Source organism: Bradyrhizobium sp. UFLA05-109 (assembly GCF_054185165.1).
Window position 1 is genome coordinate 1 of record NZ_JBBIAR010000076.1, and the last position, 26,324, is coordinate 26,324.

A 26,324-nucleotide genomic window follows, 5' to 3' on the forward strand; every position below is an offset into this window, starting at 1 on the left:
GGTTTCACCTCCTTCCGTCGCCATCAGGTCGTGAGCGCCCAAACATGCGTCGGTCAATGCTCGCGAGAAGGTCCACATCTGTATCGTAGAGCTCCAGCACGACACCGCACCCAGGACAGCGAGGACTTCGATGACGCGACCGGCGACGGCCGCGATGTTCTCCGTCCGCGTCCCGGTGAGGCCGGGCATCGACCACTCCATCATCAGCGTCGCGAGCTCGTTTCGGCGGTAGCAATCATGGTCACAGTACCGGCGCTGCGTCCGCGCATGCCGGATATAGCCGGGTTGGAGCGGTTGCGAGCAGGTGCTACACGCGGCCTCGCGCGACGGCGGCTCGTGATTGACCACCACGAACTTCATGAGGCCGCCCTCGCGCGCTCCTGCCGCTCCGCCCCGTCCTGACGAGACAGCGCGTAGCATTCATAGTCGCAATAGGGCAGACGCGTCCCGATCTCGCGGAGATAGCTGCCGCTGCCGCCGATGCGCTCGCAGCACTGCAGGCACCAGGTCTGCCGGAACGGAGTTCTGTCGTTGACCAACACGAAGGCGAACCTCATGTGGCACCTCCCAATGCGAAGCAGTAGACGGTATCCAGCGGGGATAGCGCGGGAGGCGGCGCGCAAAGATGGTTGCGGCCATCCGGGTTGTCCCTGTTCCGCTCTACCTTCTGGGCAGGGACCGGGATGTATTTGCCGTCCTCCCTGCGACGCGCATAAAGCTTGCCGTCTTCGTACCTGATCTCGGTCGGGTAACAGTCCGCGCTGTTGCAGCAGCTGAGCGCCGGATTATCCGGCATGTGCCAGGTCGAATAGAACTTTTCGTGCAGAGCCTGATCCTCAGATGGATGCTGGCGATGGCCCGCCCCTTGCCCAACCTCCTGCGCCTGGACCATCGCAGTGAGTCCAAGGAGGAGAACGCCCGATAAGAGAAGCTTGCACGATGGGTTCACACGCAGCCTCATGGATCAGAATTTCTGTACGGCCAACCTGTCCGGTTGCTTCACGCCACCCGAGCTCGGAACAGCCAATGGCGGTCGCGTTCGCTGCGCGTACGGAAACGATCGAGGCACTTCTTGGAACAGAGCGCAGTTCGCCAGGAGTAGTATCGGATCAAGCCAAACTGCCTGTTACAGACCGCACAGCTCTGATCTGAAAGACGGCGCTCAGACTGATCGGACTTATCGCACATCGTTCTCTCCCTCGTTCGTTGACCTGCTCCCTTCTCTAGACAGCAGACGCGTAGTGGATCGCGGGAATCGCCGTTTCGTCATCGCAGCACGCACGGATGAAGCGCGGCGTAAGCCTCGTAGTGGTCCGCCAGATCCTGCGGAACGTACGGGCGGCGGGCGCAGAGCTTCACTCTCATGGCGACATCCCGAGCAACGCAGCGGCTTGGCCTTTCGTCCTGCGCCCGTCGGTGAGACCGCTTGAACCCTGCGCTTGAGACCCGGTTCTTTCACGATCGCCGCCAGCGGCAGCACCATCGACCCTTCCCGATTGGTCATGAAGCTAGTCCGTCAGCCACGACGTTCTCAATTGTACGGAGGTAAATGACCGACATGACTAGGGATGTGCGAGCTATACCTAGGTTTGTCCCGTAGTCGCCCGGGGGGTTTCAGCCAGAACTTGTCGCAACGAGACGGCGCACGATGCGCCGATTGCACGGCTGCCGCGAATCGCTTGGCCAGCGCAGCCGCGCTTGGTTCGCGGTGAGCAGCATCGCGAGCCACAAGTGCGAGGGCGACGTCGTCCCGTCGCAATCGACCCGACTTTGGTCGGGGGGAATTGCCGACGTTATTGCAACGTGGTCTACTTGTGTTGACCGCAGAGATGAGCCGAGACTGTCTGCGATGAAGCCTGGCCAGACAGCACAACTCTGGAAGTTAGCAGCGCAATTCGTCCTCGGTTGCGTCGTGCTGGCGCTGGTGACCGCGGCCTGTTTTTTCCTCCAGATCGGGCTCGCCGCGACCGCGTTCTGTTATCTCGTGGTGGTCCTGCTGTTCGCACTCATGGACAGCTTCCTGGCCTCTGGTATCCTCACTCTCCTTGCCGTTGCCGCGCTCGACTTTTTCTCTGCCCCGCCCCTCTTTGATTTCCGCATCTCCAATCCGCAGGATCGCCTGGTGATCGCTCCGTTCCTTTTCGCCTGCCTGATCGGATCGGGATTGATCCAGCAGGCCCGCAGCGAACGGCAGGCTGGCCGCGTCAAGCCGAGCCTCAAGTCCAGCGATGCCGATTTGCGCGAGGCCGTGAAGCAATGGCAGCAGGTGTTCGAGCACAACCCGGTCATGTATTTCATGGTCGATCCCGCCGGAACCGTGGTGAACGTGAACACCTTCGGAGCCGCGCAGCTGGGCTATGCGACCGTGGAGCTGATCGGCCAATCGGTGCTCGGTGTGTTCTTCGAGGAAGACCGCAACTTCGTCCGCCAGTGCGTTGCGCTGTGCCTTGGGACCGTCGGTCAGTCACACACCTGGGAAATCCGGAAGGTGCGCAAGGACGGCTCGGTTCTGTGGGTACGCGAGAACGCCAAGGCCATGCTGCAGGCCGATGGCAAGCAGATCGTGCTGGTCGCCTGCGAGAACATCACCGAGCGCAAGGAAACGGAGAATGCGCTTCGACAGAGCGAGGCTTACCTCGCCCAGGCGCAGGAATTGAGCCACACGGGAAGCTTCGGCTGGAAGGCCGCGACCGGCGAGATCACCTGGTCGAAGGAGACGTATCGCATCTTCCAATGCGACGAGGCTGAGAAGCCCACGTTCGCCTTCATGCTCCAGCGTATCCATCCGGATGACCGGCTCGCGGTGCGGCGAACCACGGGGCGCGCGATGCGCGAGGGGCACGACTACGATCACGAATACCGGCTCGTGATGCCCGACGGTTCCGTGAAATATGTCCGTGCGGTGGCCCGAGCCCTGCGAGGTGCCAATGGCAGCGTGGAGTTCGTTGGTTCAGTCTCCGACATCACTGCGGCGAAGGAGGCAGAAAAAAAATTTCGTGAGAGCGAGCAACGCTTCCGCGACTATGCCGAAACTGCGTCCGACTGGTTCTGGGAGACTGGGCCCGACCATCGCGTCACCCGCGTCTCCGAACATCCCGAGACGGCCGGCATGGCCCCTTTCTGGGCGGTCGGGCTCACGCGTTGGGACATTGCTCCCGATGCCGCGCTCCAACCGGAGAAGTGGCAGCAGCATCGGGAGGCCCTCGACGCGCACGCTCCGTTTCGCGACCTCGTGTATCGGAGCAAGGACCGGAACGGACAGCCGACCTATGTTCGCACCAGCGGCAAGCCGTTCTTCGACGCCAACGGCAATTTCCTCGGCTATCGCGGCGTCTGCACCGATGTGACTGCAGACATCCGCGCCGACCAGGCCGAACAGGCGCTCCGCAAGGCGCAGACCGAGCTCGCCCACGTGACGCGCGTAACGACGCTCGGCGAGCTGACCGCCTCGATTGCTCACGAGCTCAATCAGCCCCTCGCCGCCGTGATGGCCAATGCCGACGCGTGCATCGGTTGGCTGCAGCGCAGTCCTCCCGACCTGAAAGGGGCACGCCGCTCGGTGGAATGGATCATCGAAGATGGCAACCGTGCCAGCGAGGTGATCCGTCACGTCCGGGCACTTGCCAAGAGAACCGACATCGAGATGGTCCCGCTCGACGTCAACCGGGTCGTTCGCGAGGCCGTTGCCCTCGTTCAGCGCGAGATGGCCGCCCACGCCGTATCGGTGCGAATGGAGTTGAGATCGGTACTGCCCAACATTTTTGGCGACCGAATCCAGTTACAACAGGTGCTGATCAACCTGATCATGAATGGGATCGAAGCGATGGAAGGCGTCACGGACCGCCCGCGCGAGCTGGTGATCCGCTCCTGTCCTGATAAGAACGAATCAGTGCTGGTGAGCGTGACGGACGGTGGAGTCGGCATTTCTGCCGATACGATCGATCGCCTGTTCACACCGTTCTTCACCACCAAATCCAGCGGCCTGGGCATGGGACTGTCGATCTGCCGTTCCATCGTCGAGGCCCACGGCGGACGACTTTCGGCCTCACCCAATGACGGGCGCGGCGCGACGTTTCAGATCACCCTGCCCCTGCATCAGAAGGAAGTGTCGTGACCGAGCGCCCCACGCCCTCCTTGCCGCAGGCGGATAACAATGAGCCGATCGTCCTGGTCGTCGACGATGACCCGTCGGTGCGCCGGGCGCTTGTCAATCTCTTTGAATCGGTAGGCCTCAGGGTCGCGGCGTTCGGCTCGGCGGCGGAGATCCTGCAAAGCAAGCCGCCGGAGGTTGCCAGCTGTCTGGTGCTCGACATCCGCCTGCCGGGGCTGAGCGGCCTTGACCTGCAGGCCGATCTCGCCAAGGCAAACATCCACACGCCCATCATCTTCATCACCGGCCATGGCGATATTCCCATGACCGTCCGGGCCATGAAGAGCGGCGCGGTCGACTTCCTGACCAAGCCGGTGCGCGACCAGGACATGCTGGACGCAGTCCAGGCCGCGATCGAGCGCGATCGCAAGCGCCGCGAGATCGAGAAAACGGTGTCGAACGTCAGGTCCCGCTTCGAGTCGCTGACCCCGCGGGAACGGGACGTGCTGTCCCTGGTCGCGTCTGGCATGATGAACAAGCACGTGGCCGCCGAACTCGGATTGGCCGAAATAACCGTCAAGATCTATCGCGGCCAGATCATGCGGAAGATGGGTGCCAAGTCGCTGGCCGAGCTGGTAAAAATGAATGAGGCACTCGGCATCCAGCACGCCAGGCGGGACGAACAAACCTAAGTATGAGTTCCAAATCTCGCTTGATGGGCCCACCTTGGCTCCCGGCCGGTATGCGACGGCAAGCAGCTCGGGAGCGGACGTCTTGTCAGCGCCTTCAGTGATTTCGGTGCTCGACGATGATCCCTATGTGCGGGCCGCGATCGACAATCTTCTGGCATCGCGCGGATATGTCGTCCACACATTCGCCTCGGCTGAAGAATTCCTGGGCTCGACCGATCTGAACGGCGCCAGCTGCGTGATCGCGGACGTGCAGATGCCAGTCATGTCTGGCATCGACCTCTTGATGCAGATGCGTACCCAGGGCTCGGCCACGCCGTTCATATTCATTACGGCCTTTCCGGATGAGAGCGTGCGCACACGTGCCCTGAGGGCCGGTGCACTCTGCTTCCTTGGCAAGCCGTTCGTCGCCTCCGAGCTGATGCAATGCCTGGAGATGGCGTTGGGAGGACGGGGAGATACTACGGCGTGATTTCCATCCTCATGGTGAGGACGCTGCGGAGCGGCCGTCTCGAACCAGGTCGGAACATGAGACAGCACGCTCGAGCCCCGTCTCAATCCACCTTGATGTCGGCCGCCCTGATGATCGGCCACCATTTTGCGATCTCGGCCTTCTGCCGCGCGCCGAGCGCTGCGGGGGTGAGCTGGTCGTTCGGCGGCATTTCGAGGCCGAGATTTTCCATCTGCTTCTTCACGGCGGCATCGCCGAGCGCCTCCACTACCGCGGCGTTGAGCCTCGATACGATCTCCTGCGGCGTGCCCTTGGGCACCCATAGGCCCGACCACAGCGTCATCTGAAAGCCCTTCAGTCCGGCCTCATCGGCGGTCGGGATTTCGGGCGCGGACGCCAGGCGCTTGTCGTCGCTGATCGCATAGGCACGGATGGTGCCGGCGCGGACCTGGTTGATGGAGTTGGAGGTCTGGTCGACGATGATGTCGATCTGGCCGGCGATGAGGTCGTTCAGCGCCGGCCCCGTGCCGCGATAGGGTACATATTGCAGCTTGATGCCGGAGACGCTCTCGAAATAAACGCCGGCGATGTGGCTGCCGGAGCCCGCGCCGGCCGTGCCCGCGGTCGCGGGCGCCGGACGCGCCTTCAGCCAGGCGAGCAGCTCTGTTAGCGATGTCGCCGGCACGGCGTTCTTGCTGACGACGATCATGGGATTGCTCGGCAACAGCACCACCGGCTCGAGATCGGCGACGAGATCGTAAGGGAGCTTGTAGACCGCTCCGTTGGCCACGTGGGTGCCAAGATGGCCGAACGAGATGGTGTAGCCGTCAGGAGCGGAATGCACGGCGCGCCCCACCCCGATCGAGCCGCCGGCGCCGGTGACGTTCTCGACCACCACAGCCTGGCCGAGGCTCGCCCGCATGCGCTCGGCGAGCACGCGCGCCATCGCGTCCGAAGGCCCGCCGGCCGCGAACGGCACGATGATGGTGATGGGACGCGAGGGGTAGCTGTCTGCACGCGCGCCCGAAGTGAATCCAAGACCCGCGACGAGCAGCGCCAAAAGCAATTTACGCATCATGCCTCCTCACCTCCGCCCGAACTTTGGCTTGCGCGGCAGCGCCGCGTCTTTTGATTTGAGCAGAGCAATATCACGCTCTTGGCATTAGACACATCGTTGCGAATTACGTAATTCGTCGCGGCCCGCAGCATGAGGCTGGGGCGGGATGGTGCTTGGGAATGTCGCAGGCCCTTCTTGGCCGGCGCGATATGATCACAAGCTCATGACGACGGCACCGATAACGCCGCCCTACGCACCGCTTCTGCGGTGGATTCACTGGACCACTGCCGTCCTGTTCATCATAGCAATGCTGATCGGCTTCTATTGCGGCCTGCAGCAGCCGGGCACCTCGCCGCGCCGCGAATTGCTCGAAGTGCACAAATCGCTTGGCGAGACGCTATTTGTCCTGACGATGCTGCGACTGCTGGTTCGCGCCGCGACCAAGGCGCCGCCGCAGCCGGGTACGTCAAGCGCGCTCGTCCGGCTCGCGGCCGGATTGAACCATATCGTGCTCTATGCCCTGCTCGTTGCGATGCCGGTCACCGGATATTTGTTCTCATCAGCCGGCGGATACCGACTGAAATATTTCGGGACACTCGACCTGCCGCGCCTGTTCGCCGGCAATCAGGTCGTCGCGCATCTCGGCGAAGCCGTCCACGGCCTGCTTGCCTGGCTCGTCTACGCCACGGTCGCCGCGCATATCGGCGCGACGATCTGGCACGCCATCGTCAAAAGGGACGACACGCTGGCGCGCATGTTGCCGCCCCGCTCCGCGACACGATCCGTCCACGACCGAACCTGATCGGCTCGGACGAACTGTCAGAACTGCGAGAAGTCGATCGGCTTGTGGCGGTCGAGTGTGCGGGTGACCGGCGGCAGCGGATATTTCAGGCCGCTCGCACAGTTGAACAGCATCACGCGATCATTCTTGGTGACACGGCCGTCGGCAAGGCTCTGCGTGTATGCGGCGTAAGTCGCGGCACCCTCGGGGCACAAGAGCAGCCCCTCCTCGCGAGCGACCTCGCTCAACGCCGATGAAATCTTGTCGTCATCGACCGCGATGGCAAAGCCCTTGCTCTCGCGCACGGCGCGCAGGATCAGGAAATCGCCGATCGCCTGCGGTACGCGAATGCCCGAGGCGATCGTGTGGGCGTCCTCCCAGCGCGCCGCATGCTCGGTGCCTTCCTCATAGGCGCGCACCATCGGCGCACAGCCCGACGCCTGCACCGCAACCATGCGCGGGCGCTTCGACCCGATGAAGCCGATCTTCTCGAGCTCATCAAAGGCCTTCCACATGCCGATCAGGCCGGTGCCACCACCGGTCGGATAGAAAATCACGTCGGGTACGTCCCAGCCGAGTTGCTCGGCAAGCTCCAGCCCCATCGTCTTCTTGCCCTCGATCCGGTACGGCTCCTTCAGCGTGGAGGTGTCGAACCAGCCGACCTTCGCCTTGCCCTCGCCGACGATCTTGCCGCAATCGTCGATATAGCCGTTGACGCGATAGACGGTCGCGCCCTGGAGCTCGATCTCACTGACGTTCACCTCCGGTGTATCGGCCGGGCAGAAGATCGTGGTCTTGATGCCGCAGGAGGTCGCGTAAGCAGCGAGCGCAGCGCCGGCGTTGCCGTTGGTCGGCATTGCCATGTGATTGATGCCGAGCGCCTTGCCCATCGACACCGCCATGACGAGGCCGCGCGCCTTGAACGAGCCGGTCGGGAGGCGGCCTTCATCTTTCACGATGATCTCGCCGCCGCCGAGCTTTTGCGACAATTTTGGCAGCCGGATCAACGGCGTCGTGACCTCGCCGAGCGAGACGATGTCCTTGCACTTGCGCACCGGCAGCAGCTCGCGGTAGCGCCACATGTCGGCGGGACGCTGGCTCAGTGCATCCTTGGTCAGCGCCTTCTTCACGCCTGCGAGGTCGTAGCGCACGAGGAGCGGCTTGCCGGCCTTCGACAGATTGTGAACCTGGTCGGCCGGATAGTGATCGCCCTCCATCGCGCATTCGAGATGCGTGACGAAGGTCGGGCGCTCGATGGTGAGGTTGTCGTTGTCGTGCACGGGTTTCTCCCTCTTGTTGTTTTGTTCTCTATTTCAATCCGCAGTTCGCTCTTGTCATTGCGAGGAGCGAAGCGACGAAGCAATCCAGACTATTTCCGCGGATAGACTCTGGATTGCTTCGCTTCGCTCCAATGACGGCGGCTGTCAGATATTCAGGACGCGCCCATACGCATCCAGCACAGCTTCCTTCATCATTTCCGACAGCGTCGGATGCGGGAAGACCGTGTGCATCAGCTCTTCCTCGGTCGTCTCGAGGTTCATCGCGACGACGTAGCCCTGGATCAGCTCAGTAACCTCCGCGCCGATCATGTGGGCGCCGAGAAGCTGTCCGGTCTTCTTGTCGAAGATCACCTTGACGAGGCCCTGGTCCTCGCCGAGCGCGATCGCCTTGCCGTTGCCGACGAAGGGGAAGCGACCGACGCGGATTTCGCGGCCGCTCTCCTTGGCCTTGGCTTCGGTCAGGCCGACGGATGCGACCTGCGGATGGCAATAGGTGCAGCCCGGGATCATGTTCTTGTCCATGGCGTGCGGATGCAGGCCCTTGATCGCCTCGACACAGATCACACCCTCATGCTCCGCCTTGTGCGCCAGCATGGGGGGACCTGCGACGTCGCCGATCGCGTAAATGCCGGGCACGTTGGTCTTGCCGTAGCCGTCGATCACGATGCAGCCGCGGTCGGTTTTGACACCGAGCTTTTCGAGGCCGAGATTCTCGATATTGCCGACGACGCCGACGGCGGAGATCACGCGTTCGAACTCGGTCGTGACAGGCTTGCCCTTGCCGTCGTCGATGGTGGCGATGACGCTGTCGGCCTTCTTCTCGAGCTTGGTGACCTTCGTCGAGGACATAATCTTGATGCCCATCTTCTCGAAGCGCTTTCGCGCAAGGCCCGCGATCTCGGCGTCCTCGACCGGCAGGATCTGCGGCAGCACCTCGACCACGGTGACGTCCGAGCCCATAGTGTGGAAGAAGGACGCGAACTCGATGCCGATGGCGCCCGAGCCGACCACCAGCAGCGACTTCGGGATACGCTCCGGGATCATGGCCTCGAAATAGGTCCAGACCAGCTTCTTGTCGGGCTCGAGCCCCGGCAGCACGCGCGGCCGCGCGCCGGTCGCGATGATGATGTGCTTGGCCTGATAGGTCCCCTCGCCCAGCGTGCCCTTCGGCCCCTCGACGTCGGACTTCTTCACAGTGACCTTGCCGGGCGCATCGATCGAGGCGGCGCCCCAGATGACGCTGATCTTGTTCTTCTTCATCAGGAAGCCGACGCCGTCATTGAGCCGCTTCGAGACGCCGCGCGAGCGCTGCACCACCGCCTTCGGATCGAACGAGACCTTCTCCGCCGACAGGCCGTAATCCTTGGCATGCTGCATGTAGTGATAGATCTCGGCCGAGCGCAGCAGCGCCTTGGTCGGGATGCAGCCCCAGTTCAGGCAGATGCCGCCGAGATAAGACTTTTCGACGATCGCCGTCTTGAGACCGAGTTGCGCGGCGCGGATCGCGGTGACGTAGCCGCCGGGACCGGAGCCGATGATGATGACGTCGAAAGATGTGTCGGCCATGCTCTATGCTCGTTCCCATCGTTCAACCGGCCTAGATATTCTAGCTCGTCATTGCGAGGAGCTCTTGCGACGAAGCAATCCAGTCTGCCGGTCACGTTCTGGATTGCTTCGCTTCGCTCGCAATGACGATGCGAATTCGCTTCGTCACACCATCATCATGACGGGATTTTCGATCAGCTGTTTGAACGCGCCGATCAGCTCGGCGCCGAGCGCGCCATCGATGGCACGGTGATCGCAGGACAGCGTCACGCTCATCATCTGCGCGATCTCGATCTTGCCGCCCCGCACGACGGGCCGCTCCTCGCTGGTGCCGACCGCAAGGATGGTCGCATGCGGCGGGTTGATCACCGCGGTGAAGTCCTTGATGCCGAACATGCCGAGGTTCGAGACGGCAGTGGTGCCGCCCTGGTATTCCTCCGGCTTCAGCTTGCGCGAGCGGGCGCGGGTCGCAAAATCCTTCATCTCGTTGGAGATGGTCGAGAGCGTCTTGGTCTCGGCCTTGCGGATGATCGGCGTGATCAGGCCACCGGGCATCGCCACTGCGACGCCGACGTCGGAATGGTGGTGCTTGACCATGCCGGACTCGGTCCAGCTCACATTGCAATTCGGGATCTTCTGTAATGCGACCGCCATCGCCTTGATGACGAAGTCGTTGACGGAGATCTTGTAGAGCGGCTTCTTCTCCTTGTCCTTCGGAGCTGCCGCGTTGATCTCCTCGCGCGCGACCAGCAGCTTGCCGATGTCGCAGTCGATGGTGAGATAGAAGTGCGGGACGTTCTGGATCGACGCGGTCAGGCGCTGCGCGATGGTGCGGCGCATGCCGTCATGCGGGACGATGTCATAGGAGCCCGGCTCGAACAGCGCCAGGATCTGCTTATCCGACATGGTCGGCGCGATCGAGGGCGCTCCTGACGGAGCTGCTGCCGGCGCTTTCAGGCCCTTGCCGGACTGGGCCTGCTCGACGTCGCGTGCGACCACGCGGCCGTGCGGACCGGTGCCGGTGATCATCGCAATCTGGATGCCAGCGTCCTTGGCAAGGCGCCGCGCCAGCGGCGAGGAGAACACGCGGCCTCCCTGGCCATTGGTCTGCGCGGCCGGTGCGGCGGCCTGTGGCGCAGGAGCTGCAGCCGGTGCCGTCTTCGGCGCAGCCGGTGCGGGCGCCGGAGCCGGCGCAGCAGCCGGAGCTTCCGCAGCTTTCGGCGGCCCAGCCGACGCAGCCGGCTTGGCGGCGCCGGCAGCCTTCACGTCCTCGCCTTCGCCAGCGAGCACTGCGATCACGTCGTTGACCGGCACGTCCTGGGTGCCCTCGGGCACGAGGATCTTTGCGATCGTGCCTTCGTCGATCGCCTCGACCTCCATGGTGGCCTTGTCGGTCTCGATCTCGGCGATGACATCGCCGGATTTGACCTTGTCGCCCTCTTTCTTCAGCCACTTGGCGAGGTTGCCCTTCTCCATCGTCGGCGAAAGAGCGGGCATCAGGATGTTGATGGGCATGCTGACCTCACGAAGAACTTCTCAAAACGTCGTCTTCCGACCCACCGGAAGACGAACTGACCAGGATTAGTTGCCGATGTCGCCCTGCCACAGGCGCTCATTGGCGGGATTGGAATGCCACGTCGTCATCATGGCGGTAGAGCAGTCGTCGGCAAGATCGATCCTGGGGGATGCCGAACTTGTCGAGAAAGTCCTTGGAGCCGGGAAGGCCTCGGCCTCGCCAATCGCCTTCCGCATGAAATCGTCGTGATAGGATTCGACCGCCACGCTCAGTGCCCCTTCTGCCCGCGCGGCGTCGTGGTGCCCATGTCGGTCGGACGCTCGATCTCGGCCTCGAACATGTCGAGGATTCGGCCCAGCGCCTCTTCCTCGCTCATCTCGCTCTCGCGCGCATAGGCGCGCGCGGCGTGGCGGGCGAGATCGACCAGCAGGAGGCCCCACATGTCGGGCTCCTCAAAGGCACGCTGGAACGCCATCGACAGCCCGCCGTCGAGCACGAACACGCGCAGAATCTCGATCGCGTCCTCGCGTCCAATCACGTCAGGCGGAAGTGGCTGTTCCTTGGGCCCTGCCATGGTCTACCTGTAGCAGACGGCTTTGGCGGCCTCGACCACTTCGGCTGCCGAGGGCAGCGCGAGCTTCTCCAGGTTCGCGGCATAGGGCATCGGCACGTCCTTGCCGGAGACGCGCGTCACCGGCGCATCCAGGTAGTCGAAGGCATGCTCCATGATGCGCGCGGCGATCTCGGCGCCGACGCCGCTCTGGGCCCAGCCCTCCTCCACCGTGACGGCACGGCCGGTCTTCTTGACGGAGTTTATGATGGTCTCGGTGTCCATCGGCCGCAGCGTGCGCAGGTCGATCACCTCGGCCTCGATGCCGTCCTTGGCAAGCTCGTCCGCCGCCTTCAGCGCATAGGTCATTCCGTTCGACCACGAGATGATCGTGACGTGGCTGCCCGAGCGCACGATGCGCGCCTTGCCGATCGGGATCACATAGTCGTCGAGCTTCGGCACTTCGCCGGTGTGACCATAGAGAACTTCGTTCTCGAGGAAGATCACTGGATTGGGATCGCGGATCGCGGCCTTGAGCAGGCCCTTGGCGTCCGCAGCCGAATACGGCGCGATCACCTTGAGGCCCGGAACGTGCGAGTACCAGGAGGAGTAGTCCTGGCTATGCTGGGCCGCGACGCGCGCAGCGGCGCCGTTGGGGCCGCGGAAGACGATCGAGCAACCCATCTGGCCGCCGGACATATAGAGCGTCTTGGCGGCGGAGTTGATGATCTGGTCCATCGCCTGCATGGCGAAGTTGAAAGTCATGAACTCGACGACCGGCTTCAGGCCGGCCATCGCCGCACCGACGCCGATGCCGGCAAAGCCGTGCTCGGTGATCGGCGTGTCGATGACGCGCTTGGCGCCGAATTCCTGCAGGAGACCCTGCGTGATCTTGTAGGCGCCCTGATACTCCGCGACCTCCTCGCCCATCACGAAGACGTCGGCATCGCGACGCATCTCCTCGGCCATGGCGTCGCGCAAGGCTTCGCGGACGGTCTGCTTCACCATCTCGGTGCCGGCGGGCACTTCGGGGTCCGGCTCGGCAACGGCGGCCGGAGCGGACGGTGCAACTTTCGGAGCAGGCGCCTCGCTCTTGGCTTGCGCGGGCGGCGCGGATTCCGCGGCCGGCTTTGCCGGTGCCGGCGCCTTGGCGAGGTCAGCGGCGCTCTCTCCGTCGGCGAGAATCGTCGCGATCGGCGTGTTCACGGCAACGTCGGCGGTACCTTCGGGGATCAGGATCTTGCCGAGCGTACCCTCATCGGTCGCCTCGACCTCCATGGTCGCCTTGTCGGTCTCGATCTCGGCGATCACGTCGCCCGACTTGATCGTCTCACCCTCTTTTTTCAGCCATTTGGCGAGGTTGCCCTTTTCCATCGTGGGCGACAGCGCGGGCATCAGCACTTGAATTGGCATATTGACTCCAAAAGAAAGCTTGCGCGCTTTTAGCGATAAACGTCGGTCCAGAGCTCGGACACATCCGGCTCGGGATCATGCTGGGCAAAATCGGCGGAGGCATTCACGATGTCGCGGACCTCGGCGTCGATCGCCTTGAGGTCCTGCTCGCTAACGTTGGCGGCCAGGAGGCGGTTGCGTACCTGCTCGATCGGATCCTGGTCGTGGCGAACCTTCTCGACCTCCTCGCGCGTGCGGTACTTTGCAGGGTCCGACATCGAGTGGCCGCGGTAGCGGTAGGTCTGCATCTCCAGGATGACCGGGCCCTTGCCGGCGCGGCACCAGGCAACCGCCTCGTCGGCCGCAGCCTTCACCGCACGGACATCCATGCCGTCGACCTGATGACCGGGGATGTTGAAGGACAGGCCGCGCTTGGAGAAATCCTGCTGCGCCGAGGCACGCGACACCGAGGTGCCCATGGCGTAGCGGTTATTCTCGATGACGAAGATCACCGGCAGCTTCCAGAGTTCCGCCATGTTGAAGCTCTCATAGACCTGGCCCTGGTTGGCCGCACCATCGCCGAAATAGGTGACGGCGACGTTGTCGTTGCCGCGATAGTGGTTGGCGAAAGCGAGCCCCGCACCGAGGGAGACCTGGGCGCCAACGATGCCGTGGCCGCCGTAAAACTTCTTCTCCACGCTGAACATGTGCATGGAGCCGCCCTTGCCCTTGGAATAGCCGCCGCGGCGTCCGGTGAGCTCGGCCATGACGCCGTTGGCCTCCATGCCGGTGGCGAGCATATGGCCGTGGTCGCGATAGCCGGTGATGACCTGGTCGCCATCCTTCAGCGCCATCTGCATTCCGACCACCACGGCCTCCTGGCCGATATAGAGGTGGCAGAAGCCGCCGATCGCACCCATGCCGTAGAGCTGGCCGGCCTTCTCCTCGAATCGCCGGATCAGGAGCATGTCGCGAAGCGCCTTGAGCTCCTGCTCTCTCGTGAATTCCGGGGGCGAACCGCCGTTGGTCTTGTCCTGGGGAGCGCTAGCGGCGGCTTTCTTGGGTGCGGCCATAGGAATTCCGGGTCAGAGAAAACTAAGCCCTCTCTAACCCAAGTCTATCGCGCGCGAAAGCACCGCAGCGACATCGCGCGACATTCATTATGCCGCACTGCAACGTGACCGAAATATTGCAAAACCTTTGGCGCCGATCGGGCAACAATTGCTCCCCCCAGAGGGGGCCGGCCTCACCAGCCGAGCTCCCGCAGATAGGCTGCACGGGCGTCAACTCCAGTATGCGTGAAGTCGGTAAAGACCCCATCCACGCCGAGACGGAAGAATTTGAGATATTCGAGGCTTGGATCGCCGTGGTAGTCGCCAGCCAGATACTTCTTCTCGTTTCGGAAAGTGAAGACATGCACGAACAGGCCGAGCTTGTGCGCATCGGCAACGAGGCTGGTTGCTTCCTGCGTCGAAGCCTCCGGAGTCGATCCCTTGTAGGGCGTGCCGTCGGCGTTGCTGTCCTTCCACGGAGAAATCTTGAGCGGAACGATGTAAGCCTTCCACGGACCAATGCCGTCGGCATAGGTCTTGATCTCCGCAAGACCCTCGGGGGTCACCATCGCATCGTACAAGCGCGCGTCACCGGAAACCGTCCAGTCGAACGGACGCGAATTGGTGATGTTGTTATTGAGGACCTTGCCGGTCTTGAAGTCGACACCATTGCCATCGATGAGCTGGACCTGCCGCGTCTCCAGGCCATGGCTGCGCATGTATTTCAGGCTGCCAGGCTCGAAGCTCTGAACAAAGATGGGGGCCTCCTTTGAGTTGAGGCCGTTGTCCTTGATGATCTTGATCAAGGCATCCTCGAGCGGGTGACTGCCGGGCATGCCACAGCCATTGGCGATCGCCTGGGCGTTGTTCCAGGTCGGATTCTTGGTTTCCGGATAGACGCTGATGGGACGCCCCGTCTCCTTGCTCTTGGCCTTGGCGATATCGATGATGTCCTGGAAACTGATGATCGGGAACTTGCCGTTGAAGACCTTCGGCCTTTCGTTGGCCGCATCATAGGTGGTCCCGGCGATCCAGTCCTTCAGCTCGGCCATGGTGAAGTCGGTGATCGACCAATCATTGGTATGGTCTTCGCCATCCACGATCAGCGATTTCAGCACGGATTTGGGGTCGGCCGGATTGGTGAGATCCGTGAGATAGTCAGCAGGTGTGCTGGGGGAAGAAGGAGCCTTGACGCGCACGCCGGGCACCGTGCGCTTGCGAGCCGCGACCGCCGCATTGGTCTTCGCCACCTCGGCAACGTTGGTATTGTCGTTCAGCCAGGGGTTGTGACGCGCGACCAGGACACAATCCTTGGTCAGGTGCAGGTCCTCTTCGAGCGCGTCGGTTCCAAGCGCCGCGGCAAGGTCATACGACGCCTCGGTCTCTTCAGGCACCAGCCCCGGGAGGCCGCGATGTCCGAGGATCAGTGGCGGCTTACCGTCAACGGTCAAGAAGTTCTTGGCGCCGGCCGGCGCCGAGCCGGTCTGTGCGAAGGCCAGCGAGGGGACCAATGCCAAAGCGGCCACGCCGAGCAGCATCGCTCCGGCACAGACATTCCGTCGTGAACGATGGTCCGTCATGGTCAAGTCTCCGTCTTTTGCCCGGCATCGCTTCGACGCCACAAGGGCCGAACTGAATAGGATCGTTCTCTGACAGACGGATGACGGTCGGCTGGACAAAAGCTCCTGAAATACAACAGGGACACGCGCGGATCGACGACCGCATCCGAACGCGTCCGCGCTTGTAGCATGGTTGGAACGGGCGGCGCAGGGGCGCGCCGCCCTCTCCGCCGATCAGAAGAAGCCGAGCTTCTTCGGGCTGTAGCTGACCAGGAGGTTCTTGGTCTGCTGATAGTGATCGAGCATCATCTTGTGGGTCTCGCGGCCGACACCCGACTGCTTGTAGCCGCCGAACGCCGCGTGGGCGGGATAGGCGTGGTAGCAGTTGGTCCAGACCCGGCCTGCCTGGATGGCGCGGCCGAAGCGGTAGCAGCGGTTGGCATCGCGGCTCCAGACACCGGCCCCTAAGCCATAGAGCGTGTCGTTGGCGATCGACAGCGCCTCCTCGTCGGTCTTGAAGGTCGTGACCGACACGACGGGGCCAAAGATCTCCTCCTGGAAGATCCGCATCTTGTTGTGACCCTGGAACACGGTCGGCTGGACGTAGTAGCCGCCTGCGAGATCGCCGCCGAGGCTGGCGCGGCCACCGCCGGCCAGGACCTTTGCCCCTTCCTTCTTGCCGATGTCGATATAGGAAAGAATTTTCTCCAGCTGTTCACCGGAGGCCTGGGCACCGATCATGGTGTCCGCGGCGCGCGGATCCCCCTGCTTGATGGCGGCGACGCGCTCGAGCGCCCGCTCCATGAAGCGGTCGTAGATGTCCTCATGGACCAGCGCGCGGCTCGGACAGGTGCAGACCTCGCCCTGGTTGAGCGCGAACATCACGAAGCCTTCGATCGCCTTGTCGAAGAAGTCGTCGTCTTCGGCGGTGACGTCCTTGAAGAAGATGTTCGGCGACTTGCCGCCGAGCTCGAGGGTAACGGGAATGAGGTTCTGGGCGGCATATTGCATGATCAGCCGGCCCGTCGTGGTCTCGCCGGTGAAGGCGATTTTTGCGATACGCGGGCTGGAGGCGAGCGGCTTGCCGGCCTCGAGGCCAAAGCCGTTGACGATGTTGAGCACGCCGGGAGGCAAGAGGTCGCCGACGATCTCGGCCCAGACCATGATCGAGGCCGGCGTCTGCTCGGCCGGTTTCAGCACCACGCAATTGCCGGCGGCGAGCGCAGGCGCGAGCTTCCAGCACGCCATCAGCAGCGGGAAGTTCCAGGGAATGATCTGGCCGACCACGCCGAGCGGCTCATGGAAATGATAGGCGATGGTGTCGTGGTCGATCTCGCCGATCGAGCCTTCCTGGGCACGAACGACGCCTGCGAAGTAGCGGAAGTGATCGATCGCGAGCGGCAGGTCGGCTGCGCGGGTCTCGCGGATCGGCTTGCCATTGTCCCAGGTCTCGGCGATTGCGAGCCGCTCGAGGTTCTCTTCCATGCGCTCTGCGATCCGATTCAGGATTGCGGCGCGCTCCGCAACGCTGGTGCTGCCCCAGGCAGCCTTGGCGGCGTGCGCGGCATCGAGCGCAGCTTCGACGTCCTGGTGATCGGAGCGCGCGATCTTGCAGACAACCTGACCGTTCACGGGCGAGGCGTTGTCAAAATACTTGCCGGAGATCGGCGCTACGAATTTGCCGCCGATGAAATTGTCGTACTTCGCGGCGAAGGGTACTTGTGCGACGTTGAGGAATTCGACCTTGTTCATATTCACTCCCGATGTTGCTGTTTGCGCGATCGTCGTGCGTTCACGACTTGCGCAGACGATGAAGCGGGAGGCGTTTTCTGTCAGCCCGGGTGGACGCGTTGATGGAGGCGACCTGTCGCAGTTCTGCGACAGGTGAAGTGGCCCTCACGCATTCAGACCTCATCCTGAGCAGCGCATTCTTGAGCCACATCGTCATTGCGCGCAATGACGATTGAGGAAACGAGCGAACGCTCAGTGCTTCAACTCGAAGCGCTTGAGCTTTCGGTGCAGCGTGGCGCGGCTGACGCCGAGGGCCTTGGCGGCGGCGGAAACATTGCCGCCCGCGCGCAACAGCGCCCGCTGCAACACGGCACGCTGACCACCGGCGAAGTGATCGGGAGCCGCATCGCCACCGAGAAGATCGGCTGCGGGCACCGGCTGCAACGGGCGGCCGGGCGCGATCCCAAGTCCGACCCGGGCGGACCTCGTCGCGCCTATCACGAGATCATCCGCATCGACCGCGACGAGACCACCGCAATGGCCGTCGGCTGACGACGTCAGCACGATGCGGGCGTGGGCGAAGGCGTTGCGGAACAGATCAGCCTCGATGCGCCGTGCCGCTTCGCCTGCCGCGAGCGCGATCAGGTTGGCGAAGGCGTCGGTGCGGTCGGCGCGGCAGGAGGAGACGTCGAGCACGCCGGCGAGCATCCCGTCATGATCGTAGATCGGGACAGCGGTGCAGCTCAGAAGCGTATTGCGGGCGAAGAAATGCTGCTCGCGATCGATGGTCAGCGGCCGCTGCTCGACGAGGCACGTTCCGATTCCGTTGGTGCCTTCATGCTCCTCGCTCCAGAGCGCGCCGATCCAAAGGCCCCAGGATTGGAACGTGGGGTCGTCAGCCGGCGTGCCGCGACGATCGACCGGAATCCCCTCGCGATCGGCGAGCAGCACGCAGCAGCCGGCAGCTCCGACCGCCTGGTAGAGCCGGTCCATCGTGCCTTGGGCAGCACTGAGCAGTGGCGCGATCCGCTCGCGCGCATGGTGCAACTCAGTCTCGGTGAGACGGGTCGTCGGCCGATGGCCTGCAGGATCGAGATGATGCAATCGGGAGGAACGGCGCCACGAGGCCACGAGCGCGGAGCGTGCCGCCTGGCCTGACGCGATGGCGGCCTCGACGCGGGCCGCGTGATGCGGGTGCATTTGCCCATTCATCACTGTTTCCTCCCGAGGGCAGTCTAGATGCTGCCGACGTCGCTCGATTGATCTGCCTCAATCCTGAAAGTGCCGCGCAAGAAGGCATGAACCCGCACCGCCGTTGCCGTCAAGACGGAAGTACAGCATCCACTTACGACCTTCGATATAGGCGAAAAAACCGAATAACACCGCACTGTCGCAAAAGTTGGAATGCGCGTTTCACGCGGCGATCGAAAAACAGAATAGAGCGCAAACAGCGCGTCACCTATGCTGGAAGCATCAAGTAACTTTCAGCAGGAGCCGTCGTGACCAACCCGTTCTCACTCTCAAGGCGTTCCCTGCTCGGCGCGCTAGCAGGCGGACTCGTTGCCGGCGGTGCGAAAGCCCAAGGCAAGCCGGCAGAGATCGATCTCAGCGGCGTCACGCTGCGCGTCGCCTATTACAAGGGCGGCTGGCCCGCCCTGCTCCAGGCTGCCGGCGAAGACAGGACGCCCTACAAGATCGACTGGAAGGAGCTCAACAATGGCGTGCTGCACATCGAGGCGCTGAACAGCGACGCGCTCGATCTCGGCTCGGGCAGCGAGATTCCCGCGATGTTCGCCGCGCGCAAGAATGCGAGCGTGCGCTTCATCGCAGTCACCCACGAAGACCTCAACACCCAGATCACGGTTGCGGCCAAGGACACGCCGATCCATTCGATCGCCGATCTCAAAGGCAAGAAGGTCGGGTATGTCCGCGCCACGACCGCGCACTATTTCCTCGCCAAGCAGCTCGAGGAAGCCGGGCTGACCTTCAACGACATCGAGGCCATCAACCTGACACCGTCGGACGGTTATTCCGCCTTCACCTCGGGCAAGCTCGATGCGTGGGCGATCTATGGCTACAACGGCCAACTCGCGATCTCCAGGCAGGGCGCGCGCCTGCTCAAGACCGGCGTCGGCTATCTCTCCGGAAATTTCCCGATCTATGCCAATCCGAAGGCGATCGACGATCCCTTGCGGCATGCGGCGCTCGCCGACTTCCTGCTGCGCATCCAGCGCGCCTATGCCTTCGCCAACAGGAATTTCCAGGTCTATGCGACGGCGCAGGTCGCGGAGACGCATCTGCTGCTCGAGGACATCCTCGATCAGTTCGCCCATCGCAGCGCCGATTTCTCGCTCGTGGGCGTCACGCCGGATGTGCCGGTGACCCATCAGAAGGTTGCCGACACTTTCCTCAAGCTCGGCGTGCTCGACGCGCAGACTGACGTCGCAAAATTCTGGGACACGAGTTTCAGCGACGTCCTCGCCAAGGGCGCGGCGAAGCTGGCAACGCTCTGACCTTGCTCCGTCATCAGCCTCTCATGGTGAGGAGCGCGGGACGCGCGTCTCGAACCATGAGGCGCACCAATTTTTCCCGCGGCCATCCTTCGAGACGCACGCGTCCCGCGGGCTCCTCAGGATGAGGTGTAGAGAGCGTTACAACGCAGGAGGTTTAGTTCGAATTGTTCATCCGCACGAGGTCGTGCGGATTGACGAACTGGAGCTGGAAGCGCGCACGCTCGTCCAGCATGTCGGGGTCGATCTTTTCCGAGCGCAGTAGCGACACCCGCTGCTCGCCCTCGGCGCGCTCGCGCTTCAGCCGCGCGAGTTCACTGGTCAGCGCGATGATCTCCTGGTCGAGCTCCTGGCGGGCGTTGAGGCCGTATTTGCCGGTGTAGGCGTTGATGCCGAAATAGCCGACGATCGCGGCCGCCATGGCGTAGAGCGCAAGGCCGGTCAGAATCGATTTGAGGCGCGCACGCGTGACCATGTCCGCAAGATGGGACAGGTTGGTTAAGGGAGTGCTAATCCCGAATGATGGATGAGATCGGGCACAGTTTCACCACGCGTCATGCCCGGCCTTGTGCCGGGCATCCACGTTCTTCGTCCCGGTAAACACGTGGATGGCCGGGACAAGCCCGGCCATGACGCAGAGTTGCACGTGCCCTAAGGTTGTGAGGGCCCAGCCAGCCAATCAGCCCTGATGCTTGGCCACGTGCGCGGCGAAGGCGTCGATGTACTGCTGGAGCACCGTCTTCAGCGAGTCCTTGACCAGGTTGCCCGCGGCGTCGAAGGCGTCGCCAACGGCGTTCAGGTAAGTCTCCGGCTGCTGCATGATTGCCCCGGTAATGCCCGGCAGGATGTTCTGGAGCGTTTTCGCGGCACTGACTCCGCCCTGCGGGCCCGGCGAGTTGGAGATGATACCGACCGGCTTGCCATTGAACGAGCTCTTGCCATAGGGCCGCGAAGCAACGTCGATCGCGTTCTTCAGGACGCCCGGGATCGCGCGGTTGTATTCAGGAGTCACGAACAGGACGCCGTTCGACTTCTGGAGTTTTTCGCGGAAGGCCAGCCAGTCGGCCGGGGGAGCCGCTTCCAGATCCTGGTTGAAGAACGAGATGCCGGCGGGCGTGACCACCTCGAGCGAAAGCGAGCTAGGCGCGAGCTTCGCGAGCGCGTTGGCGATCTTGAGCGAAAAGCTCTCCTTGCGCAGGCTGCCGGCGATCGTGACGATGTTGTAGGCCATGGTTGTCCTTGAACCTCTAAGCGGGAAATGGGCTCGCGCACTTAATCCACCTCGGCGAGAGGATGCAAGTGCATGAACCGTTTCGATTTGGAAACGCAGCGTTTCGCGAAAGCGACCAGTCGCCCAAAACAATCGGGCCGCCAGGCGGCGGCCCGATCAACTGACGCGAACAACTGAACCGATCAGATCGTCGGATTCCAGGCCGAAGGAACCAGGCGATATTTGGCGCCATCCTTCTCGATGTGGCCGATCGACGGGAAGGTGAAGTGGAAGCCGACCACCGTCGCCTTCTCTGCTGCCGCCATGTCGTAGAACTTGTGGCGCGTCTGCTGCGCGAGAGCACCATCGGTGTCGAAGGCAACGTGCCAATCCGGATTGCGCAGGAACAGCTCGGGAATGTTGGTGACGTCGGACTGGAGCAGCACCTTGGCATTGCCCGACGCGACGGCGAATGAGGTGTGTCCGGGCGTATGGCCGGGCGTTCCGATGGAGGTGATGCCGGGCGCAACCTCCTTGCCCCAATCATACTTCGTCACCTTGGTTTCAAGACCCGCAAAGGTCTTCTTCACGTTGGCGAAGTAGTTCTTCATCATCTCGTTGGACTGGGCCTTGGCGGCGTTCTCGTCGCTCGTCCAGAATTCCCATTCCTTGGCCGGCACCATCAGCTCTGCATTCGGGAAGGCCACAGTCCCGTCCGCGAGGCGAACGCCGTTGGTGTGGTCGGGATGAAGGTGAGAGAACAGCACGACATCGATGCTCTTCGGATCGACGCCCGCGGCCGCGAGGTTCTGAAGGGTCCGGCCAACGGCACCCTTGCTCGCCTCGAAATTCGCAATACCGTTACCGGTGTCGATCAGCACCAGCTTGCTGCCGGTGTTGATGAGCTGCGGGTTGAACGGGATCGTGACCATGCCCTTCGGCATGTAGGCGGCGTCGGCGGCGGCGAGCGCCTCCTCCTTCGGGATGTTGGTGACGAACTTGTCGGGCATCGGGAAGGTGCGCGCCCCGTCATTGATCGAGGTGCATTCGTAGGAACCGACCTTGTAGCGATAGAAGCCCGGCGCCTGCGCGCCGCTTTGCGGCACCGCGGCATTGGCTGACGTGGTTCCCAGGCGAGACAGGCTCGCCGCGCCAACGGCGGCGGCGCCGGCAAGCAGGTGACGGCGGTTGAGTTCGGTCATGGGAATGTCCCCTTCTGAGCGTTGCGGTTTTTTCCGCTTTCAATTGCGGCGGGAATGTTCTCCCGCCTTGCTCAGAACGCAAGACCTTCTTTGGTCACGCTCGCGTCGGCCTCACGCAAATTTATTTGGGTTGATGAGGAATTTTTCGCCAGTCGCCCGTTTGGCGTACAGCGCGATGTTGGCCGGATCGAGCGCCTCTGGAAGCGACACCACCTTGGTGTAGTGACTGGCAAACGTCGTCTTCAATTCGCTCGCGACCCGCTGACGCAACCGTCCGATCTCGGCCGGCCCGATCTTCTGGAGGAACGGCGTCAACAGCCAGCCGCCGACGCCCCAGGCCATGCCGAAGCCGGGCGGCAGCTCGATCGGCCGCGTGTCGAGCATGCCGTAAACATAGACCTGCTTGTGCACGCTGGAGCCGTAGCGGCTGTATTCCTTGGCCGTCTTGTTGATCGCAACTTCCATGCACCTCAGGATGTTGCCGGCGAGCCTGCCGCCGCTGATGGCATCGAAGGCGATGGTGGCGCCGGTCTCGACCAGCGCATTGGTGAGATCGTCAAGGAAGCTCGGCGCAGTGGAATCGACGACGTATTTGGCGCCGATTTTGTGCAGGATTTCGGCCTGCTCCTTGCTCCGCACGATGTTGACGAGCGGGATTCCGTCCTTGATGCAGATCTTGTTCAGCATCTGCCCGAGATTGGACGCAGCCGCCGTGTGCACCAGCGCCTTGTGGCCCTCGCGGCGCATGGTCTCGGTCATGCCGAGCGCGGTGAGCGGATTGACGAACCAGGACGCGCCCTCAGCTGCAGTCGTGCCCTCGGGCAGCGGCTGACAGTCCCTCGCCTTCAAGGTCCGGTACTGCGCGTACATCGCGCCGCCGATCATCGAGACCGTCTTGCCCATCAGCGCCTTCGCGGCGTCAGACGAGCCGGTCCTGATGACGACACCGGCGCCCTCATTGCCAACCGGCAGTGACTGGTCGAGCCGGGCGCCCATCGCCTGCATCGCACCATCCGGCACCTTGGCGGTGATAACGGGCGTATCCTTCGTGCCCGACGCCTTCGCGGTGCTCATGTCGGCGGCGCCGACCAGCAGACCGAGATCCGACGGGTTGATCGGCGTCGCCTCGACGCGGACGACGACCTCGTCCTCGGCGGGCTCGGGGGTCGGCACGTCGACCAGCGAGATCTCGAGCTCGCCGCTCTTCTTGATCAGAGAACGCAACTGAAGTCCGTTTTTTCCGTCGCTCATGTCGACCTCCCCTCTTCTGCTCGTTGCTTACGCGAGCGCCTTCAGCGCCGCCTTGCCGGGATAGACGGCCTGCTTGCCGAGCTGCTGCTCGATGCGCAGGAGCTGATTGTATTTGGCGGTGCGATCCGAGCGCGCAAGGGAGCCGGTTTTGATCTGGCCGCAATTGGTGGCGACCGCGAGATCGGCGATGGTGGAATCCTCGGTCTCGCCGGAGCGGTGCGACATGACGGAGGTGTAGCCCGCCTTGTGCGCCATCTCGACGGCAGCGAGCGTTTCGGTCAGCGTGCCGATCTGGTTGACCTTGATCAGGATCGAGTTGGCCCGGCCCGCCTTGATGCCCTCGGACAGGCGCTTGACGTTGGTGACGAAGAGATCGTCGCCGACCAACTGGCACTTCTTGCCGATGAGATCGGTGAGCTCCTTCCAGCCGTCCATGTCGTCCTCCGACATGCCGTCCTCGATGGTGACGATCGGATAGCGCGACACGAGGTCGGCGAGATACTTGGCCTGCTCGGAGATCGAGCGGGTCTTGCCCTCGCCTTCATAGACGTATTTGCCACCCTTGAAGAACTCGGTCGAGGCGCAGTCGAGTCCGAGCACGACGTCGGAGCCCGCCTTGAAGCCGGCCTTGCCGATTGCGTTCATGACGAATTCGAGCGCGGCGTCCGCCGACGGCAGGTTCGGCGCGAAGCCGCCTTCGTCGCCGACATTGGTGTTGTGGCCGGCCTTCTTCAGTTCGGACTTCAGCGTGTGGAAGACTTCCGCGCCGTAGCGCAGACCTTCGGCGAAGCTCGTGGCGCCGACCGGCAGGATCATGAATTCCTGGAAGTCGATCGGGTTGTCGGCGTGGACGCCGCCATTGATGATGTTCATCATCGGCACCGGCAGGACCCGCGCCGAGGTGCCGCCAACGTAACGATAGAGCGGCATGTCGAGGGATTGCGCGGCCGCCTTGGCGCAGGCGAGCGACACGCCGAGAATGGCGTTGGCGCCGAGACGGCTCTTGTTCGGCGTACCGTCGAGATCAATCATGACCTGGTCGATCTGAACCTGGTGCTCGACGTCCATGCCGCTGAGCGCCTCATAGATCTCGCCGTTGACGGCGCCGACGGCCTTCGAGACGCCCTTGCCGAGATAGCGGGCCTTGTCGCCATCGCGCAGTTCCACCGCCTCATGGGCGCCGGTCGAGGCGCCCGAGGGCACCGCAGCGCGGCCGAGCGAGCCGTCTTCCAGCACGACGTCGACCTCGACGGTGGGATTGCCACGGCTATCGAGAATTTCGCGGCCGATGATGTCGACAATGGCGGTCATGATTGCGCTTCCATTCGTTAGAGCTGTCAGTTCGCGGGGGCGTCTTACACGGAGCGCAAGCAAATGTGAACGCTCGGGAGACCCAGTTCGACTGACGCTTGAAGAGCCTCAGACTAAACTTGATCGGCGCGTCCAACCTCAATCATAGACAGTCGGGGTAACGCCATGAATCGCCGCCAGTTTCTCGCTTCCAGCGCCGCCCTCCTGGCCACTCGCCCAAGTTTTGCGCAGGAGGGCCCGTTCCGGACAAAATATTTCCCGATCAGCCCTGGCATCGGCCTGCACGACCTCACCCCCGCCCCCGACGGGATGATCTGGTTCACTGCGCAAGGCAAGGGCATGCTGGGCAAGCTCGAGCCGAAGGATGGCTCGTTCAGGACGGTCGACCTCGGCCAGGGCGCGGCTCCCCATGGCGTGACCATCGGCCCCGACGGCGCGCCGTGGATCACCGAGGGCGGCCAGAACGCGATCGCGCGGGTCGACCCGGGCGATCTGAAGGTCACGCTGTTCCGCCTGCCCGAAAAATTTGCCTATGCCAATCTCAACACCGGCGTGTTCGACAAGGCTGGCACCTACTGGTTCACCGGACAGTCTGGCTATTATGGCCGGCTCGTGCCGAAATCCGGAGAGATGACGGTGTTCACGGCGCCGAAAGGCGTCGGGCCCTATGGCATCACAGTGACGCCCAAGGGCGACGTCTGGTACGCCTCGCTCGCCGGCAGCTACATCGCCAGGATCGATCTTGCCACCGGCAACGCCAGCGTCGTGCAGCCGCCGACGCCGAATGCGGGCTCGCGGCGCGTCTGGTCGGATTCGAAGAGCCGGATCTGGGTCAGCGAGTGGAACAGCGGGCACGTGTCGGTGCACGATCCCGCCAACGGTTCGTGGAAAACCTGGAAGCTGCCGGGCGATCACCCTCGCGCCTACGCGGTTTTCGTCGACGACAAGGACAAGGTCTGGCTGACAGATTTTTCCGCCAACGCCATCGTCCGCTTCGATCCCGCGACCGAGAAGTTCAACGTCTTCGCCAGCGACAAGCCAAACGCGAATGTGCGCCAGCTCGACGGAAGGCCGGGTGAGCTGTGGGGTTGCGAGTCCGGCAACGACCGGATGGTCATGATCCAGACCGTCGCTTGAGGTTGACGTC

General features: G+C 63.1%; 25 protein-coding genes. 6 read left to right on the plus strand and 19 right to left on the minus strand.

Features of this window, described 5'->3' with window-relative positions:
- The 3 genes from Q3C01_RS37280 to Q3C01_RS37290 form a co-directional block, all read right to left on the minus strand.
- A partial coding sequence (locus Q3C01_RS37280) for a hypothetical protein (protein WP_458150282.1) occupies positions 1-360 on the minus strand: 360 nt, incomplete at its 3' end.
- Positions 357-557 (minus strand): hypothetical protein, encoded by a 201-nt coding sequence (locus tag Q3C01_RS37285; protein WP_458150283.1) that lies wholly within the window; start codon positions 555-557, stop codon positions 357-359. The genes Q3C01_RS37285 and Q3C01_RS37280, both read right to left, overlap by 4 nt.
- The gene (locus Q3C01_RS37290) at positions 554-892 is read right to left on the minus strand and encodes a hypothetical protein (RefSeq protein WP_458150284.1); all 339 of its coding nucleotides are present in this window, start codon (positions 890-892) and stop codon (positions 554-556) included. The genes Q3C01_RS37285 and Q3C01_RS37290 overlap by 4 nt, the downstream gene beginning before the upstream one ends.
- Positions 893-1,849: 957 nt before the next feature.
- On the opposite strand from Q3C01_RS37290, the gene Q3C01_RS37295 reads away from it, so the two are divergent.
- The 3 genes from Q3C01_RS37295 to Q3C01_RS37305 all read left to right on the plus strand — a co-directional run bounded on the left by Q3C01_RS37295 (position 1,850) and on the right by Q3C01_RS37305 (position 5,251).
- Positions 1,850-4,114 carry a sensor histidine kinase gene (locus tag Q3C01_RS37295; RefSeq protein WP_458150285.1) on the plus strand — a complete coding sequence of 755 codons (2,265 nt, stop codon included), beginning with the start codon at positions 1,850-1,852 and terminating at the stop codon, positions 4,112-4,114.
- Positions 4,111-4,782 carry a response regulator transcription factor gene (locus Q3C01_RS37300; protein ID WP_458150286.1) on the plus strand — a complete coding sequence of 224 codons (672 nt, stop codon included), beginning with the start codon at positions 4,111-4,113 and terminating at the stop codon, positions 4,780-4,782. The genes Q3C01_RS37295 and Q3C01_RS37300 overlap by 4 nt, the downstream gene beginning before the upstream one ends.
- An 82-nt stretch (positions 4,783-4,864) precedes the next feature.
- Complete coding sequence (locus Q3C01_RS37305) at positions 4,865-5,251, plus strand: response regulator transcription factor (RefSeq protein WP_458150287.1); 387 nt, start codon at positions 4,865-4,867, stop codon at positions 5,249-5,251.
- 82 nt (positions 5,252-5,333) lie between these two features.
- Here the strand turns inward: Q3C01_RS37305 and Q3C01_RS37310 are convergent, their stop codons facing one another.
- On the minus strand, positions 5,334-6,305 hold the full coding sequence (locus Q3C01_RS37310; RefSeq protein ID WP_458150326.1) for a tripartite tricarboxylate transporter substrate binding protein BugD: 972 nt from the start codon (positions 6,303-6,305) through the stop codon (positions 5,334-5,336).
- 205 nt (positions 6,306-6,510) lie between these two features.
- On the opposite strand from Q3C01_RS37310, the gene Q3C01_RS37315 reads away from it, so the two are divergent.
- Positions 6,511-7,089 (plus strand): cytochrome b, encoded by a 579-nt coding sequence (locus Q3C01_RS37315; RefSeq protein WP_458150288.1) that lies wholly within the window; start codon positions 6,511-6,513, stop codon positions 7,087-7,089.
- A gap of 17 nt (positions 7,090-7,106) precedes the next feature.
- On the opposite strand, the gene Q3C01_RS37320 is transcribed toward Q3C01_RS37315, so the two are convergent.
- From Q3C01_RS37320 to Q3C01_RS37365, 10 genes are all read right to left on the minus strand, one after another.
- Positions 7,107-8,348 carry a threonine synthase gene (locus Q3C01_RS37320; RefSeq protein ID WP_458150290.1) on the minus strand — a complete coding sequence of 414 codons (1,242 nt, stop codon included), beginning with the start codon at positions 8,346-8,348 and terminating at the stop codon, positions 7,107-7,109.
- 144 nt (positions 8,349-8,492) lie between these two features.
- Complete coding sequence (gene lpdA / locus Q3C01_RS37325; RefSeq protein WP_458150292.1) at positions 8,493-9,914, minus strand: dihydrolipoyl dehydrogenase; 1,422 nt, start codon at positions 9,912-9,914, stop codon at positions 8,493-8,495.
- Positions 9,915-10,058: 144 nt separating this feature from the next.
- Positions 10,059-11,408, minus strand: a complete 1,350-nt coding sequence (locus Q3C01_RS37330) for a pyruvate dehydrogenase complex dihydrolipoamide acetyltransferase (RefSeq protein WP_458150294.1) — start codon at positions 11,406-11,408, stop codon at positions 10,059-10,061.
- A gap of 66 nt (positions 11,409-11,474) precedes the next feature.
- Complete coding sequence (locus Q3C01_RS37335) at positions 11,475-11,675, minus strand: hypothetical protein (protein WP_458150295.1); 201 nt, start codon at positions 11,673-11,675, stop codon at positions 11,475-11,477.
- A gap of 2 nt (positions 11,676-11,677) precedes the next feature.
- A complete protein-coding gene (locus Q3C01_RS37340; protein ID WP_458150296.1) occupies positions 11,678-11,983 on the minus strand; it encodes a DUF5076 domain-containing protein in 306 nt (101 codons plus the stop codon).
- Positions 11,984-11,986: 3 nt separating this feature from the next.
- A complete protein-coding gene (locus Q3C01_RS37345) occupies positions 11,987-13,372 on the minus strand; it encodes a pyruvate dehydrogenase complex E1 component subunit beta (RefSeq protein ID WP_458150297.1) in 1,386 nt (461 codons plus the stop codon).
- Between the two features lie 29 nt (positions 13,373-13,401).
- Entirely contained in the window at positions 13,402-14,424 is a 1,023-nt protein-coding gene (gene pdhA / locus Q3C01_RS37350) for a pyruvate dehydrogenase (acetyl-transferring) E1 component subunit alpha (RefSeq protein WP_458150298.1), read from the minus strand.
- A gap of 173 nt (positions 14,425-14,597) precedes the next feature.
- On the minus strand, positions 14,598-15,983 hold the full coding sequence (locus Q3C01_RS37355) for a glycerophosphodiester phosphodiesterase family protein (protein WP_458150299.1): 1,386 nt from the start codon (positions 15,981-15,983) through the stop codon (positions 14,598-14,600).
- A gap of 213 nt (positions 15,984-16,196) precedes the next feature.
- Complete coding sequence (adh, locus tag Q3C01_RS37360) at positions 16,197-17,714, minus strand: aldehyde dehydrogenase (protein WP_458150300.1); 1,518 nt, start codon at positions 17,712-17,714, stop codon at positions 16,197-16,199.
- A gap of 231 nt (positions 17,715-17,945) precedes the next feature.
- A complete protein-coding gene (locus Q3C01_RS37365; protein ID WP_458150301.1) occupies positions 17,946-18,905 on the minus strand; it encodes a helix-turn-helix domain-containing protein in 960 nt (319 codons plus the stop codon).
- A gap of 287 nt (positions 18,906-19,192) precedes the next feature.
- Here Q3C01_RS37365 and Q3C01_RS37370 point away from each other — a divergent pair, with 287 nt between their 5' ends.
- A complete protein-coding gene (locus tag Q3C01_RS37370) occupies positions 19,193-20,206 on the plus strand; it encodes an ABC transporter substrate-binding protein (RefSeq protein ID WP_458150302.1) in 1,014 nt (337 codons plus the stop codon).
- Between the two features lie 154 nt (positions 20,207-20,360).
- On the opposite strand, the gene Q3C01_RS37375 is transcribed toward Q3C01_RS37370, so the two are convergent.
- The 5 genes from Q3C01_RS37375 to eno all read right to left on the minus strand — a co-directional run bounded on the left by Q3C01_RS37375 (position 20,361) and on the right by eno (position 25,177).
- The gene (locus Q3C01_RS37375) at positions 20,361-20,678 is read right to left on the minus strand and encodes an FtsB family cell division protein (RefSeq protein WP_458150303.1); all 318 of its coding nucleotides are present in this window, start codon (positions 20,676-20,678) and stop codon (positions 20,361-20,363) included.
- 204 nt (positions 20,679-20,882) lie between these two features.
- Positions 20,883-21,434, minus strand: a complete 552-nt coding sequence (locus Q3C01_RS37380) for an NADPH-dependent FMN reductase (RefSeq protein ID WP_458150305.1) — start codon at positions 21,432-21,434, stop codon at positions 20,883-20,885.
- 182 nt (positions 21,435-21,616) lie between these two features.
- Complete coding sequence (locus Q3C01_RS37385; protein WP_458150306.1) at positions 21,617-22,615, minus strand: MBL fold metallo-hydrolase; 999 nt, start codon at positions 22,613-22,615, stop codon at positions 21,617-21,619.
- Between the two features lie 111 nt (positions 22,616-22,726).
- Positions 22,727-23,866: a zinc-binding dehydrogenase gene (locus Q3C01_RS37390; RefSeq protein ID WP_458150308.1), complete on the minus strand. Its 1,140-nt coding sequence runs from the start codon at positions 23,864-23,866 to the stop codon at positions 22,727-22,729.
- Between the two features lie 27 nt (positions 23,867-23,893).
- Complete coding sequence (gene eno / locus Q3C01_RS37395) at positions 23,894-25,177, minus strand: phosphopyruvate hydratase (protein ID WP_027522645.1); 1,284 nt, start codon at positions 25,175-25,177, stop codon at positions 23,894-23,896.
- Positions 25,178-25,342: 165 nt separating this feature from the next.
- On the opposite strand from eno, the gene Q3C01_RS37400 reads away from it, so the two are divergent.
- Entirely contained in the window at positions 25,343-26,314 is a 972-nt protein-coding gene (locus Q3C01_RS37400) for a Vgb family protein (protein ID WP_458150309.1), read from the plus strand.
- The last annotated feature ends 10 nt before the right edge of the window (positions 26,315-26,324 follow it).